Raw genomic sequence first — 14,901 nt, 5'->3', positions numbered from 1 at the left:
TCCATTGACTTATGGAAACATTTGTATCAGAATCTGTCTTGTTACTGTTCATATCCAACAATATCATTGGAGAAACGAGGCACATCGAAATTATGACAGACCCCATCATCTTTTTGAACACAGGCCAGAATATCGGTATCAACGAATCTGCTCAACTTCAGGTAACCATTCAGTGTACATCATCTCCTTCTCCCTTGGATGTTAGCTGTTTTATGGTGAATGAAGAGGGAAACGTCCCATCTGACGACTATTTTATATTCTATAATCAGAAGGTAGATCCCCATCACAGTGTACTTTTGCAACAGACGGAGGAACTGAAATCTTCCTTTGTACTTGATACGAATAAATTACGGCAAGCCCCTGTGGAAAAATGTGTGTTCACGGCTTCGATTGATATCGGAGGTACATTCGCCGATGTTCAGACATGTCAGGCCATTGTACAAGCGGGTTCTCAGCAGATTGTCTTTGAGATTGCTCAAGTCACTGCGGAAACCGCACTTATTTTCATTGAAATCTATAAGTACCGTGACGGATTCAAAGTCCGTGCCATCGGAAGAGGTTTCTTTGGTGGACTGCAGCCACTGGCAGAGTCATTCGGTGTTGAGATTGAGAGCAACGACACCTCCGAGGCTGAACAGGTCCTTCTCACTGCATATGCAGAAGTTGCAGCGGCCTCTCCAGAAGCACCCGCACCGGTTACTGCGCCGAACATTAATCATCCACCACTGAACCTGACCAAGATCGATCTTCTCAAGCGTAAAGTAACTCTGTCCCTGCAGAAGAAGAAAATCGAACCTATACAGGCGCGTGTTGCTGTCGTATTTGACGCATCTGGCTCCATGTACCATCTGTATCGCAAAGGTATCGTGCAAGAAGCCTTCGAACGCATACTGGCGATTGCATCAGCGTTTGATGATAATGGGGAGTTGGACGTATGGTTCTTCGCCAAAGACTTCTTGCGTGCGCCCAGCGTCACAGCCCAGGAATTCGAGAATTACATTGAACGCACATACACTTTGGGGAGCAAAGGCGGTACCAACAACGAACCTCCTGTGATGCAGGATGTCATTCGCAAATATACGATCGAGGAACCCAATGTGAATATTCCAACGTATATTATCTTTTTTAGTGATGGCGGTGTCAGTCAAAAAGGGAAAATCATGCGGCTTATTACCGAAAGTTCATACCAAAATCTGTTCTGGCAATTTGTTGGTTTGGGACAGGCCAATTACGGTATTCTGGAGAAACTTGATGATATGACGGGACGTTTCATCGATAACGCTGACTTTTTTGCACTGGACGACATCTCCAAGATCAGCGATGAAGAATTGTATGATCGACTTCTTAGTGAATTTCCAGACTGGATAAAGGAAGCTCGTTCCAAAGGCATTCTAGCCTAAAGCTCTTATCACAAAGCATGACTCAGGCTTGTACCTTTTCTGCTTTACCACCCTTGGGACGTGGACGAAGCATGCCACCTACGATTCGTAACATTTGTTTACGTGGCATAAGGCGGGAGAATTGTGCTGTCCAGTAATTTCGTGCCCCTGGCACAGCATAAGGTTTGCCTGATTCGAGTGCCTTCATCGCTACTTCCACAACATGCTCGGGCGTATCACGTTTGCCCACGGAGGCTTCATCGGCACCCACTACATCAAAGAATGAGGTCTGGGTTGAGCCTGGACATAGAGCCAGGAACTGTACGCCCCGCTTCCTGTTTTCTTCATACAATGCTTCTGTAAAAGAAAGTACATATGCCTTGGTCGCTCCATACACGGCCATATACGGATCAGGTTGGAAGGCTGCTGTTGAAGCAACATTAATGACAGTACCCTTCTTCTTCTGTAACATGCCTGGCAAGAAAAGATGAGTCATATTGGTTAGAGCCAACACATTCAACATGATCTCATCCTGCTGCCGGGAGCCGTCCACTTGCTCAAACATTCCGTGGGTAGCGAATCCAGCATTATTAATCAGTATATCGATCTGTATCCCCCGATTCTGGCACTCCTCATATACGTTTCGTGGTGCATCTGCGTGGGATAAATCCGATACAATTACCTCAGTCTTCACTTGGTACGTACGTTCAATTCGTTCTGCCAGCTGATTTAATCTGGACTCTGATCTGGCGACAAGTACCACATGGTTGCCCTTCGATGCCATTTCCAATGCAAAAATCTCCCCGATACCTGAAGATGCACCTGTAATAAGTACCCATTGATGTTGAATCTTTTTCATCTCTCATCCACCCTTTTATGCATAGTTAGAACAATTGTTTTCTAATAGAAACGTTGTTTCCTAATGAAATCATCGTAACCTCATTCCATTCTTATGTCAAATTATATTTGTTAAATTGACGTTGCCTGGCGTAAAACAGTAGAATGACCATAAGAAAAAGAAACTCCGGTTCAGTGAAACAACAATAATGTTATGAGGATGAAATAGATGAAAGATCAAAATTCAGGTTCCTCCGAATCCGCTCACGCGGTCACGACCTTTCAGGAAACCAGACTCCAGCACTCCGAGAATTTGCGCCAAAATATAGTGCATGCTGCTGCTGCCTTACTTCAAGAACATGGACCTGAAGCTGTCACCGTACGCCGTGTTGCTGAACGCATGGAGTGCTCCACCAAAATCATATATAACCTCTTCGGCAAGAAAGAAGGGTTAGCCAAACACTTGTATCTGGAGGGATGCTCCCTCCTGTCGCAAAATTTCGAAAACTTGCCCCGTCAGGCATCGTTCGAACACTATTTTCGCGATCTGGCCCATGTTTATTGGGACTTCGGCATTTCTCAATCCAGCTTCTATCAGCTGATGTTCGGAGGTTCTTTTTCCGAATTCAAACCAGACGCAGAGACCTTGCAGGGAACAGCAACGGCACTTAAACAAGTTTCTGGCCTGGTGGAGATCGCGATTGAACAGGGGATGCTTCAGGAACAAGATCCCCTGCTTGCAGTACGGCTGATCTGGGCTCCTTTGCACGGTGTCATCCATCTGTACCTGGGAGGTCATATTGAGAGCGAAGAAGCTGCCAAAACCCTTTATGATCATACGGTGTCCATGGTGATGCTCTCCCTTGTTGGCACATCTGCGAATGGATAAGCATGGAATCTGTAGTTTATAGAAGCTTTTAGAAAACAAATGAAAAAGGAGCAGGTCCCATGGCGTTATACGCTCAGGACCTGCTCCTTTATTTGGTTCACTCTATATATCCGTATCGACCTTCAGTGGATTAATGTGTCTCTTGGTTCTCGGCTTCCCAACGTGCAATTTCCTTGTGCACGATTGGAGCGACTTCTTTACCGAGCAACTCAATCGCTCTCATAACCTCATTATGCGGCATGGTGCCAAGCGGGGTGTGCAACATGAAGCGGGTGATGCCCACTTCTTTGCGCAAATAGATGATTTTCTGAGCTACAGTATCCACATCTCCTACATACAGTGCGCCTTCCAGGCTGCGTGCCGCGTCAAATGTCGCACGGCTATAATGTCCCCAACCACGTTCACGGCCCAGCTGATTCATCACCGCTTGTGCTGGCGGGAAGAATTTCTCCACCGCTTCGTCCATTGTATCGGCAATGAAGCCGTGGGAGTGAGAAGCTACCGTCAGTTTGGATGCATCATGTCCTGCATGAGCGGCTGCTTTTTTGTACAATTCCACCAGTGGTGCGAATTGCACCGGACGACCACCAATAATGGCCAGCACTAGTGGCAAACCGAGCAGTCCTGCGCGAACAACCGATTCCTGATTACCGCCACTGCCGATCCATACCGGAAGCTTCTCTTGTACCGGACGTGGATAGATGCCCAGATTGTTAAAGGAAGGGCGGTGTTTGCCTTCCCAGGTTACTTTTTCCGAATCACGCAGCTTCAGCAGAAGATCCAGTTTCTCATCGAATAACTCATCGTAGTCGTTCAGATCATAGCCGAACAAAGGGAAAGACTCGATAAACGATCCCCGCCCTGCCATAATCTCTGCACGCCCATTCGAAATGCCGTCCAGTGTGGCAAAATCCTGAAATACCCGTACCGGATCATCCGATGACAATACCGTTACAGCACTGGTGAGACGAATATTCTTGGTCTGCGAAGCCGCTGCTGCCAGAATGACAGCTGGTGATGAAGCCGCATAATCAGCACGGTGATGTTCACCTACGCCATACACATCCAGTCCCACTTGATCCGCCAGAACGATCTCCTCTACCACATCACGAATACGCTGTGCATGACTAATTAATTCTCCTGTATTTACATCCGGATTTGTCTCTACAAATGTACTGATTCCGATTTCCATTGTCTATTCCTCCCTGTTATGAAGCGATCCGTTGTATATCTAACCAATTGTAAGTAGATCACCTTTTGTTATATATCTTAATATTGAACTATTTGGACGAAAAACACAAGTACCCTCTGTTTCCAGAGGGCACTTTTCTTATTTTGTCTAACTTTATGGTTTGTCTATACTACCCAAAATCCCTTTAACAATGTACTAACGGAACCCGTATCGAGCAGGAGTTTTTCTGAATTCAGACTTTCTCCTCTAAACTTCATTTGCAGGCTTATGAAAGGCAGACCATGAATTTCTGAAATTTTCATCGAAGACCTCTTATTCCAACATATCGATCTTTTGCTAGCTTTTTCTCGAACTTATTTCCTATTTCTTCCTCCCAATGTACAACAGGTGAGACGAGACTCCCAAGATGGAGGGGTCTTTGGCGGCTTCAATCATATATCGAATCAATTCATCATACTCGGCACGATTCTTCCAATATTGCTGCTGTTCCTCCGTGAGCATGACTCTGAGGCTGGATGAACCGATAAGTTCTGCCGTCTCGAAGCCATGTTGCTCCATGAAGGGGGCAACGTCATGAATATTGAAATAATAAGCTCCCGTAAAACGTCCCTGATCCTGATGATCGAATGTCCCCTTTTCCACAAACGAACGAATTGCTTCCATAGAGTCATTAGGCTTCCACTGCTGCGGAGACTGCAATGAGTTAATGCTCATACGCATCCGGCTCTGCATCGCTACAAACACTACGCCACCTGGCTTGGTCACACGATACAACTCTCTTACAGCTGCCTCTCGTTCCTCTTTGGCCTGCAGATGATACAACGGCCCCAGCATAAGGGATGCATCATACGTCTCATCGGGGATACCCTTGAGCGAAGTAGCGTCCAACACATGGAACCCCTCGAATTGTGACGTCAGCCCGAACTCTTCAGCCTTTTGCCGTGCAATATCTACAGAGGAAGGTGTCAGATCAGACAACGTAACCTGGAACCCCAGCCTCGCAAGCTCCATGGCATATTTCCCCGGTCCAGCTCCGTTATCCAGAATACAACCGGTAGGGGGTAGATACTCTCGGATGTAGTGCATGTTAATGATAAACTCAATCGGTTCACGTTCCAGTCTCCCCCACTCATCAAACCCGGAATAGTATTTAATAATGTGATCTCTCTTCATCTCTCTGACACCTGCCTTTAGCTCAAATGTAGGACACAGAATCTGCTGATTTCTTCCTGATTATACGAGGTTAAATTCCAATTAGTATAAATCTACTAAATATTTCCTGTCAAACGAAAAATAACGTCCAATTCCCGTCGAATGCGGAACTGAACGTTACTTCATCATGCAGAGGCGGTTAGAGCCAGCCAAATTCATATTTTAGATTTTTTTCACAAATTCGGACTTCAACTTCATCGCACCCAGACTATCGATCTTGCAATCAATATCATGATCTCCGTCGATCAGACGGATATTCTTCACCTTGGTTCCCTGTTTGACCACGAGCGAGCTACCTTTGACCTTCAGATCCTTAATCACGGTAACCGTGTCGCCGTCACTTAGAACATTTCCGTTGGCATCGCGAATGACTTTGCTTTCTTCACTGTTTTCATTATCCGCCTCAGGGGACCATTCATGCGCACACTCCGGGCAGACCAACAGACTACCGTCCTCGTACGTATACTCTGAATTACATTTGGGGCAGTTAGGCAAATTAGACATATGTATTAAACTCTCCATTCTTATCGTGGCTTCCTCGCAAGTATACGGGATTACGTCTCGATCTTCCACCCGGGAGAACATTTGAATGCATGAATTTAAACCAAATTTAAGGTTCATCCATCCCTTACTTTAAACCGAACCCTTTATAATCTAAGTATTAGGCAAGACTCTGTCATACCCATATCTCCGAGAATCGTGTCCCACCTACGGGGCCATATATATCAAATCTCACCCTATTCTTGTAAAAGGAGGTTCGGCTAATGTCTTCATATGTTTTCCCCGTGCAAGCGGCTTTCGCTGTATTCGTCATTGCATCCATGTTTCTACTAATTCCGTGGCTGATCTATGGCTATCGTAAAGACAGCTTCTTTAGCTGGTCTCGTTTTTTTGTAAGTTTTTCGTTTATTTTTTACATTCTGGCAGCCTACTGCCTCGTTATTCTGCCGCTCCCGACAACCCGAGATACCTGCGCACAGCAAGCGGCTGATACGATCTATTACAATCTGGTTCCGTTCACTTTTGTCAAAGACATCATGAAGGAAACACCCGTTGTATGGTCGCAACCATCCACTTATCTTGGCATGATACAGGGCAGAGCTTTTTTACAAGTTATGTTCAACATTCTGCTAATCATGCCACTGGGGGTATACATCCGGTATTTCTTCCAAAAGAGATCCTGCTGGACCTATGCCCTGTTTGGCGGATTTGGGCTTTCCTTATTTTTTGAACTGACGCAGCTCACCGGACTCTACGGTTACTACGCCTGTCCTTACCGCCTGTTCGATGTGGATGATCTATTAGCGAACACTTCAGGCGCAGTCATCGGATTCTTTGCTGCCCCAATCCTGCTGGCATTGTTCCCATCTCGCGCAAGCATCCAGGCGAAGAGCGAACAGATGAAGGAACATAACCGCGTGTATCCCGTACCTCAGCTACTTGCGCTGATGATTGACGGAATTGCCGTTGTGTTTATCTCCAATGTGATCTCGATCTTCACAGCTTCTGATGCCATTCAGACCATATTGAATATATCCATAGCGATGGTCATCGTACTGTTCTTTATTCCTTGGGTACGAACGGGAACAACGGCAGGTTCGGCCATCTTGCGATTCCGATATGTAGATCGTCAGACAGGCTCACCCACCACTGAATCCATGTTCAAAAGATTCATTGCACTCTATGTTCCATGGCTTCTACTCACGATTATTGAACTCGTTAACGACTATGCTTTTTCCAATAACCAAGATGCCATACTTCAACCTTATCTCGTGTGGTTATCTGTGGGAATGTTCATTCTGTCCATGCTCATCTACGCGATTCTGTTCATTCATGTCTTGATTGTGCTCTTCTCTGGAGGCAGACGTTCCTTCTACTTTGATGAGGTGTCCCATACACATACCTCTCGCAAATAAATAAGATGCTCGCTGATCGTTGTGATACAGGCAAGCAAGAAAAGGCGACCCTCCTTTATTATAAATGGAGGTCGCCTTTATTATTGTTGTCTGTTACTTACATAGGTTGAACCAGGTTAGGTACACGGATAATGTGATACCAGATCAGGAAGCTTTAACTTACAGCCCCAGTAACTCGCGTTTGGATGCCTCTGGATCATGCACGACTTCAATCTCATGGTTGAAGATCAGTGTGGCACGATCCTGCTTATATTCAGGCCAGTTCACGCCAGCAACTTCAGGTTTGCCGTTCTTCGCAAAGGAAATCCATGCATCTTGTACCTTGAGGGCAAGAGCCTCCGCAGCTTCGTCCGGTTCTGCATTCATGAATTTCAGCACATGCAGCGTGTTAAAGACAAAGAACATTTCAATGCTGTGAATGGCTCTTTTGAGAAGCGGATGCTCTGGCATCACCCAGTCGAAGCGATACATCCACACCGGGGCATACTTCTGCTGTGCCGCAGCATATTGCAGCGATGACCGCCAGAAGAACATATCGGTCATGTCTTGAGCTTGTCCATCAGCCGTTTTGGGATAACTGTCCGCGATGGCAACGCGATTCTCCAGATCCGGTGTCATGAACTCGACGCCCTGCACCATATCAATCTCTTTGGAGTAAGGAACCTGCGGCTGGATAAACAATGATCCTTCGTGCAGGTTTGTGCCGATCAACACCGGAATACCCTCGGCTGAGCCTTTGCTCACTGCTTGAAGCGGCACCTCAGGCAGTATCTCGCCATCCAGCACAGGCTGGAATAATAATGCCATGCCTGCTCCACTCTGCTGTTTCACCGTTTCTGCGGCTACCATAATCTGCTCCACAGGAATGGTTCTCAGTTTCTCCAGATTGTCCCGATCTACACCTAGAGCCTTCAACATGCCTTCCCGTAAAGCTGTGGCCTGTTCTGCCGGCATGAACTGTGAAGCACCGCTTTCCATAATCGTACGCTGGAACAGTCCTTTTGCCAATGGCATCGCCATCAATGCGGCAATACTCATACTGCCTGCTGATTCACCAAATACGGTAACCTGATTCGAATTCCCGCCAAAAGCAGAGATGTTATCCTGCACCCATTGTAGCGCCGCTACCTGATCCAGCAAACCGGCATTTGTGACATACGAATCACCCAAGGGGGCCATGTGCAGGAATCCGAGGGGGCCGAGACGATAGTTTATTGTTACAACGATGACATCGCCGCGAACGGCTAACTGTGTACCGTCGTAGACGGGGAGACTGCCTGAGCCGGATACAAAAGAACCGCCGTGAATCCATACCATGACAGGGAGTTCGGCTGTTGGCTTTTCCTGAGGAGCCCAGATATTCAGATAAAGACTGTCTTCTGACTCAGTCGGGAGCTCTGTCATTCCTTCAGGTTGATGATGTCGAGGTTGTATATTCTCAGGCCCATATTGGGTAGCCTGTCTGATTCCATCCCATGACTCGGGCTGTACTGGAGCCTGGAAACGCAACTCACCTACTGGGGGTTTAGCATAGGGAATGCCTTTCCATACGCTTGCACCATGCAAAAGCTCGCCTTGAACTGTACCATATTTCGTTTGAACTTGAAGTTCTCTCATGCCGCTTCTACTTCCTCTCCATGAATGGGTTGAACGAACGATTTAAGGAATACCATGTGTATCTATTTGAGTATAGTTTGTTAGCATACCTATTTACAACTTTACCCAAATTGATGTTGTTCTGCTACGTTTCACGTGGAACTTTTATATGTAATCTATCCTCACATTAACGAACTATTTAGTGAGTTCCAGATCATGTGAAGTGATTTTCCAGGCACCAGGGATTCCGTTTTATAAAATATTATAACTATGAAAAATAAAGTGTTAGAGTGGCACGGCGCGTCAACCGGAAGTATTATTGTGTTGGATTCTTGGATGGAGGGCCAGTAGACATCGAAAAAATGAAGAAACGCTACTGACATACTGTTGGCAGTAGGGGGATTATATAATCAAGACATACGAAATGGAAGTGAGGTTATTTACATGGCTTGACCTTCAATGGAACGAGTGGTGTGTTGAAGATTGCACGTGATTATTTGGAGGCGATGGCAAATCGAGTTGTTGAATTGTTTATCGCTCTCTGCTGATGACATCATTGTACTTCCCTTGCTGGTGAGCTAAAGGGTGCCGCATCTTTTCGCGGATTCCATGATAGATTCCCGCAGATGCTTAACACACTCCGTACATTGGTCATGAATGAATTGTATTCGCAATTCCTTTAAGAAAAACCGTTGGATACACCTGTACCATAAACTACCGCATACACTTAGGAGGACACTACTATATCAGCAATTGGACCCGATTTCATCTCACTTCAGGTGAGCAATCTTGAAAGCTCTGCAGAATTCTATCAAAACTATCTCGGACTCGTCCGCTCACAGGCAGGACCACCTCATGCTGTGGTCTTTGAAACAAAGCCTATTGCATTTGCTCTTCGTGACCTAATGCCAGGAATAGAACTCGGTTCAAGTACTCAGCCTGGACTTGGTGTCGCTCTGTGGCTTCGTGCCCCTGATACACAAGAAATCCACGACAAGCTTAGTGCAGCAGGCGTAAAGATTACATCCGCACCAATAGATGGACCATTCGGGCGAACCTTTACATTTGCCGACCCAGATGGTTATTTCATTACCCTTCACAGTAAAGCCTAATACGAAAATGTATCCAGCTTAATCATAACCATAAGAGCCATCCCTCAAGGATAGCTCTCAGACTCAAAAAATTTGACCACCTATACATGAGCACATCATCAGTGATTGGATACAGGATATCGCACCGTGAACTCGGCACCCTTAATCCACTCACCCGTCACGAAGTTGCGTCCCTTCACAACCACTCGATCCTTGTAAATCTCTACATGAAGTCCTTCACTGCCCTCCAGATGCTCGTCCTGATCCGTCCAGAGATAACCCACAGAAGACGCATTGAACATCGTTGGCAGGTGACCCTCACCGTCGTACATCGTATGCTGTGCTTCCAGTTGCCAATGGGTGTGACCCGAGAAGAGAATGGCTTGCGGGTATTTGGCCAAGATCGCCTTCAAGTCCGTATCCTGATTCACACCATACCAGCCTTGTTCCTTCAATGAACCAGCGACCGTGTCCATCAACGGCTGATGCAAAAAGAGGAAGATCGGTTGTTCCGGCGTTGCACGCTCAGACAATGTAAGATCCAGCCACTCCAGCTGTTCGGCCGACATATCACAATCCTTTGGATGAGGCTGCTCGGTGCCCAGGAAGATATAATGGTACCCCTCAATCCAGTGATCGTGATAGGAGCCTTTCATACCTGTCGTGACTTCAAAATCACTCAGCCGACGATGCCACAGCTCGGCAATTGTAATCGGATCAGCTCCCACAGGAGCAGACTGTCCAGCCTGTTCAGAATGAGCAGACAAGGTATACTTTCCATTGGATAATTGCTCGATTAGTGCAGCAGATTCAGCCGCAGTTTGTATTATAGCTGATCCCATATCCGCCCCTTGCTCCAACAATCTCGCAACTTCTGCTGCGGTCATCCCGATCAGAGCGAGTGGAGGGTCTTGGAACACAATCGCTCCAATATCATGATTACCTACGGTGTAGCGGATGTCCGGCAGAGTCTCACTCTCTGCATACGGCTTCAACATACGTTGCAGTTCGCGATACTCACCCGGCAGACCCCGATCGGTCACGTCACCCACATGCATAATACCGCTGCTGCCCTGACTGAACGTAGCGATATCAGCAAGTGCTTGCTCCAGATGCCGGTTATGAATATGTTCTGCCTCGTCCCGTACATGCGTGTCGGTAATCACTTGGAAGCTAGCAAGAGGTTGCTCAGGTGTATGTTCATTTCCCATCAGGAATCACTCCATTTCAGTCCAATAATGCCAATCAGAATAAAACCGATCCATACCATCGATGTCAACCGCAGACGCTCACCGAAAAAGTAATGCCCCACGATACCAATCAGCGTAATGCCTACGCCGGACCAGATCGCATAGGCTACAGCCAGCGGCATATACTTCACTGCAAAATTAAGAAAGGTGAAGCTGGCTGCATAACAGGCAAACATCATTACGGAAGGCCACAACCTTGAGAATCCATCCGATACTTTCAGCAAAATGGTAGCGCTCAGCTCCAGTCCAATGGCTAATGCCAGCAGAACCCAGCCCAGATAACCATGACTGTTTGTCATCGATTCAGCCCACCATTCAACAATTCATGGAACGATTGAATGGTTCTGTCCGCGAAGTGAATTCGTCCAGGTTCTCCAATTCCGATCCTGTATCCCGCTCCAGCTGTTCGCGCCATCTCCATGTCCCCATCTGTATCTCCAATGACCACGGTATTTTGCACCGATATATTCAATCGTTCACAGGCAAGCTGTAGCATATCCGGGAAAGGTTTGCCCCGCTCCACCAGATCCGTTCCAATCACCACGTCAAAGAAGGAGTCAAGCCCCATCCATTCCAAGTGTTTGATAGCACTGGCTGTATCATCTGCCGTCACGACACCCAGAATGATGCCCTCCATACTAGACTGTTCAAGGAATTCCCGGACGCCGGGTAACGGGCGTGCCGGACGGTGCTGTTCCATCTCTTCCTCTGCATGCGCCAGACATGCTCGGACCATGATCTTGGCTTCCGCCCAGCTAAGTCCTGCACGATATCCATGCCATGTCAGCACAGCATACACTTCATCCATCGTTCCCATGGCAAGCGGCCCACGTATATCGTAACCATTCATCCGGCCCTGATCGTCGTGATACGTGCCCCAGATCTGTGGAAGTTCAGCTGTATCCAAACGTAATCCACGGACAGCTAACTGGTCTCCGAAGTCATTCAATACACAATCGGTCCAGAACCCCCACATGCCTGTAAAATCAAGCAATGTCCCGTCCTTATCGAACAGAATAGCTTGGATTGGATACGGTAATTCACCTGTCAATGTGTTCTCTTGCATGGATTAAACTCCTTGTCTGCGATCGTAATGAATGGAAAGGACGGTACGTCATGTACCGCCCTCTCTGCTTGAGGCGCTTACGCCTATAAGTTATAGTTGCAAGCTGAACTCATTTCGAATGCTCCTGCATATAATGGATTCCTTATTGCGTAGTACGATCCAATTCTTTCTGTGCCTTCTCTTGGGCTGCCTTCAACGCTTGCTCTGCAGGCATGTTATTAATCTGCACCTGATCAGCTGCTTCTTTCAGCGCGTCATTGATTTTACCGCCCGTTGGGTCACGGAACGGAGCTGATGCGTGTGCGGCTTGTTGAAGTGGTACGGTAATCTGTGGATTTTCCTCGCTAAATTTCACGAACTCTGGATCTTGTTGAGCGGACTGACGAACTGCAATATATCCCGTGTTCATGGACCATGAAGCCGTGTTCTCTGTTTTGGAGAAATACGTGAACCATTTATAGGCTGCCTGTTGTTGCTCTGGACTTGCTGCTGCCGGAATTCCTGCCAATATAGCATTGGCTACCGGTTTGCCTTCACCAATGCCTTCCCAGCCTGGTTGTTGCATCGCAGCGACTACGCTAAAGTCCAAGTCACCTTGGTCACCACTAGATCCGGTGTACCCTGCTGCTTTGTTTTTCATCACATTATCAATCGTTTTGTACCAATACTCCCAACCCTGACCACCATATTCGATGCCCATGATTTTGTCTTCGTTGATCCATTTACGGAACAGTTCCCATGTCTCGATCCACTCAGGGCTATCAATCATGACGGTTTTGCCATCTTCACTCAGAATCTTTCCACCCTTGCTCAAGACGGCATCAATCATATTGCCACTACCCCACATCGGTTGCCATCCAGAGAAAGTAGTTTTTCCGTTTTCCGTTTTGCTCATCTTCGCTGCGGCTTCAGCCAGCTTCTCCCACGTAGTCAGGCTCGCTGGATCAATTCCGTTCTCCTTGAACGTATCCATGCGGTAATACATGATCTGAGTCGTTCCGTACATGGGCAGGAAGTATTGCTTCCCATCCACTTCGCCTTGGTTCAGAAACGTCTGAATGAAATCGTCTTTCTTGAAATCTGGATCAGAAGCAATCATCTCATCCATCGGTGCATAATACCCTTTGCGCGCCCAGTCTATATTGGCACTCAGTACAGCGGCAGGAACCTTTTTGGAAGCAATCGCTGCTTGCAGCTTCTGCTCGGTCTCGGTGTAATCCGCCTGTACAATCCCCTTCACAACGACTTCGTCCTGTGAGGCATTGAATGCATCAATGGTTTTTTTCATGTTGTCGCCCAGATTACCACCGAGACCATACCAGAACTCAATCTCAACCGGGTCTTTCGCCTGAGCTTCTGTTTCACTGGCAGCAGCCGTTGTGCTGGATTCTGCGGGTGCTGGTGTTCCACAAGCAGTAAGCAGTGCGAAGCTCGTCGCGAGTACCAGCGACATACCACCCTTCCAGTTCAACCCCAGTTTCTTTTTCCATGTCATGCTTGCCTGACTCCAATTCATTGTTGTTCCTCCCGTTTAGGTAAAATGTTGGTTCGGCACGGTGCATCTGGATGGATGCACTCATACAAGGTAATTCATATCAGTTCTTGTTCACACCAGCCGTAATGTTCACGCTCTGCATGACCGTCTTCTGGGTGAACATGAAGAGAATAAGTAAAGGTGCGATGGTGAATGCACTCGCAGCCATGATCTGCGGCCAAGCCAGTCCATATGCTCCGCCTTCGACAAAGAAGCTGCGCAGACCAGCCGATACCAGCTGCAGGTCAGGGTCTTTGGTGATGAGCATCGGCCAGAAATAGTTGTTGTACTGTTCAATGAACGTAATCAGAACCATCACGGCAAAGCTGGAGCGAACGAGTGGTGCGATAATCGTCCAGAGAATCCGGAAGTGCGATGCACCATCCAGCTGACCAGCCTCCACCAGCTCATGAGATACCTGCATAAATGCCTGACGGATCAGGAAGATCGAGAACACGCTGACACAATTGGATACGATCAAGCCTGTGTAGGAATCCAGCAGGTTAAGTTCGCTTAGAACCAGGTAAGATGGCAGGTAAACGGCGGTGCTCGGTATCATATAACCCACCAGAATCAAGGATGTGAGCGTGCCTTTGAGACGGAATCTCATATGGGTGAGGGCATACGCCATCATACTGGAATTGACGATCTGAAATAGGCAGATTGCTAATGCCACACCGGTACTGTTCAGGATGTAACGGGCAAATGGTGCGGCATTCCAGGCATCTACATAATTGCTCCACAGGAACGTCTCCGGCCAGAAGGTCGGCGGGAACTGCCAGATCTCATCATTGGTTTTGAATCCGCTAATAACCATCCAATAGAAGGGAAAGGCTGTACCCAGTGCAATAATGGCTAACAGCAGGTAGCGGATGATTTCACTTATTTTCAGGTTCCCTTTGGACACGTTCTGCATCTCCTTGTGCTTCATCCTTTTGC

14 protein-coding genes are annotated in these 14,901 nt (G+C 47.3%); 4 read left to right on the top strand and 10 right to left on the bottom strand.

Annotated features, from left to right (window positions below; genetic code table 11):
- The first annotated feature begins 11 nt into the window (after nt 1-11).
- Nucleotides 12-1,400: a VWA domain-containing protein gene (locus C0Q44_RS06630; protein WP_258166191.1), complete on the top strand. Its 1,389-nt coding sequence runs from the start codon at nt 12-14 to the stop codon at nt 1,398-1,400.
- A 22-nt stretch (nt 1,401-1,422) separates the two neighbouring features.
- Here C0Q44_RS06630 and C0Q44_RS06625 read toward each other — a convergent pair whose 3' ends face one another.
- Entirely contained in the window at nt 1,423-2,238 is an 816-nt protein-coding gene (locus C0Q44_RS06625) for an SDR family NAD(P)-dependent oxidoreductase (protein WP_105406559.1), read from the bottom strand.
- A gap of 207 nt (nt 2,239-2,445) precedes the next feature.
- Here C0Q44_RS06625 and C0Q44_RS06620 point away from each other — a divergent pair, with 207 nt between their 5' ends.
- Nucleotides 2,446-3,105, top strand: a complete 660-nt coding sequence (locus C0Q44_RS06620; protein ID WP_105406558.1) for a TetR/AcrR family transcriptional regulator — start codon at nt 2,446-2,448, stop codon at nt 3,103-3,105.
- A gap of 130 nt (nt 3,106-3,235) precedes the next feature.
- Here C0Q44_RS06620 and C0Q44_RS06615 read toward each other — a convergent pair whose 3' ends face one another.
- From C0Q44_RS06615 to C0Q44_RS06605, 3 genes are all read right to left on the bottom strand, one after another.
- Nucleotides 3,236-4,297: an LLM class flavin-dependent oxidoreductase gene (locus tag C0Q44_RS06615; protein WP_105406557.1), complete on the bottom strand. Its 1,062-nt coding sequence runs from the start codon at nt 4,295-4,297 to the stop codon at nt 3,236-3,238.
- Nucleotides 4,298-4,657: 360 nt separating this feature from the next.
- Entirely contained in the window at nt 4,658-5,470 is an 813-nt protein-coding gene (locus C0Q44_RS06610; RefSeq protein ID WP_105406556.1) for a class I SAM-dependent methyltransferase, read from the bottom strand.
- Nucleotides 5,471-5,671: 201 nt separating this feature from the next.
- Entirely contained in the window at nt 5,672-6,013 is a 342-nt protein-coding gene (locus tag C0Q44_RS06605; RefSeq protein ID WP_105406555.1) for a zinc ribbon domain-containing protein YjdM, read from the bottom strand.
- A 260-nt stretch (nt 6,014-6,273) separates the two neighbouring features.
- On the opposite strand from C0Q44_RS06605, the gene C0Q44_RS06600 reads away from it, so the two are divergent.
- A complete protein-coding gene (locus C0Q44_RS06600; RefSeq protein ID WP_105406554.1) occupies nt 6,274-7,425 on the top strand; it encodes a VanZ family protein in 1,152 nt (383 codons plus the stop codon).
- 159 nt (nt 7,426-7,584) lie between these two features.
- On the opposite strand, the gene C0Q44_RS06595 is transcribed toward C0Q44_RS06600, so the two are convergent.
- Nucleotides 7,585-9,042: a carboxylesterase/lipase family protein gene (locus C0Q44_RS06595; RefSeq protein WP_105406553.1), complete on the bottom strand. Its 1,458-nt coding sequence runs from the start codon at nt 9,040-9,042 to the stop codon at nt 7,585-7,587.
- Between the two features lie 722 nt (nt 9,043-9,764).
- Between C0Q44_RS06595 and C0Q44_RS06590 the strand changes: the two genes are divergently transcribed.
- Entirely contained in the window at nt 9,765-10,133 is a 369-nt protein-coding gene (locus C0Q44_RS06590; protein WP_105406552.1) for a VOC family protein, read from the top strand.
- A gap of 98 nt (nt 10,134-10,231) precedes the next feature.
- On the opposite strand, the gene C0Q44_RS06585 is transcribed toward C0Q44_RS06590, so the two are convergent.
- The 5 genes from C0Q44_RS06585 to C0Q44_RS06565 form a co-directional block, all read right to left on the bottom strand.
- Nucleotides 10,232-11,323: a metallophosphoesterase family protein gene (locus tag C0Q44_RS06585; RefSeq protein WP_105406551.1), complete on the bottom strand. Its 1,092-nt coding sequence runs from the start codon at nt 11,321-11,323 to the stop codon at nt 10,232-10,234.
- Nucleotides 11,323-11,661: a DMT family transporter gene (locus C0Q44_RS06580; RefSeq protein ID WP_105406550.1), complete on the bottom strand. Its 339-nt coding sequence runs from the start codon at nt 11,659-11,661 to the stop codon at nt 11,323-11,325. Before C0Q44_RS06580 ends, C0Q44_RS06585 begins: the two co-directional genes overlap by 1 nt.
- On the bottom strand, nt 11,658-12,428 hold the full coding sequence (locus C0Q44_RS06575) for an HAD family hydrolase (protein ID WP_105406549.1): 771 nt from the start codon (nt 12,426-12,428) through the stop codon (nt 11,658-11,660). Before C0Q44_RS06575 ends, C0Q44_RS06580 begins: the two co-directional genes overlap by 4 nt.
- Nucleotides 12,429-12,570: 142 nt before the next feature.
- Nucleotides 12,571-13,944, bottom strand: a complete 1,374-nt coding sequence (locus C0Q44_RS06570; protein WP_105406548.1) for an ABC transporter substrate-binding protein — start codon at nt 13,942-13,944, stop codon at nt 12,571-12,573.
- Nucleotides 13,945-14,023: 79 nt separating this feature from the next.
- Nucleotides 14,024-14,869: a carbohydrate ABC transporter permease gene (locus C0Q44_RS06565; RefSeq protein ID WP_483874449.1), complete on the bottom strand. Its 846-nt coding sequence runs from the start codon at nt 14,867-14,869 to the stop codon at nt 14,024-14,026.
- Nucleotides 14,870-14,901: the final 32 nt, after the last annotated feature.

This window comes from Paenibacillus sp. PCH8 (genome assembly GCF_002968835.1).
Lineage (GTDB): Bacteria > Bacillota > Bacilli > Paenibacillales > Paenibacillaceae > Paenibacillus.
Note: the sequence above shows the minus strand (reverse complement) of the source record. Positions and strands in the feature narration are given on the sequence as shown.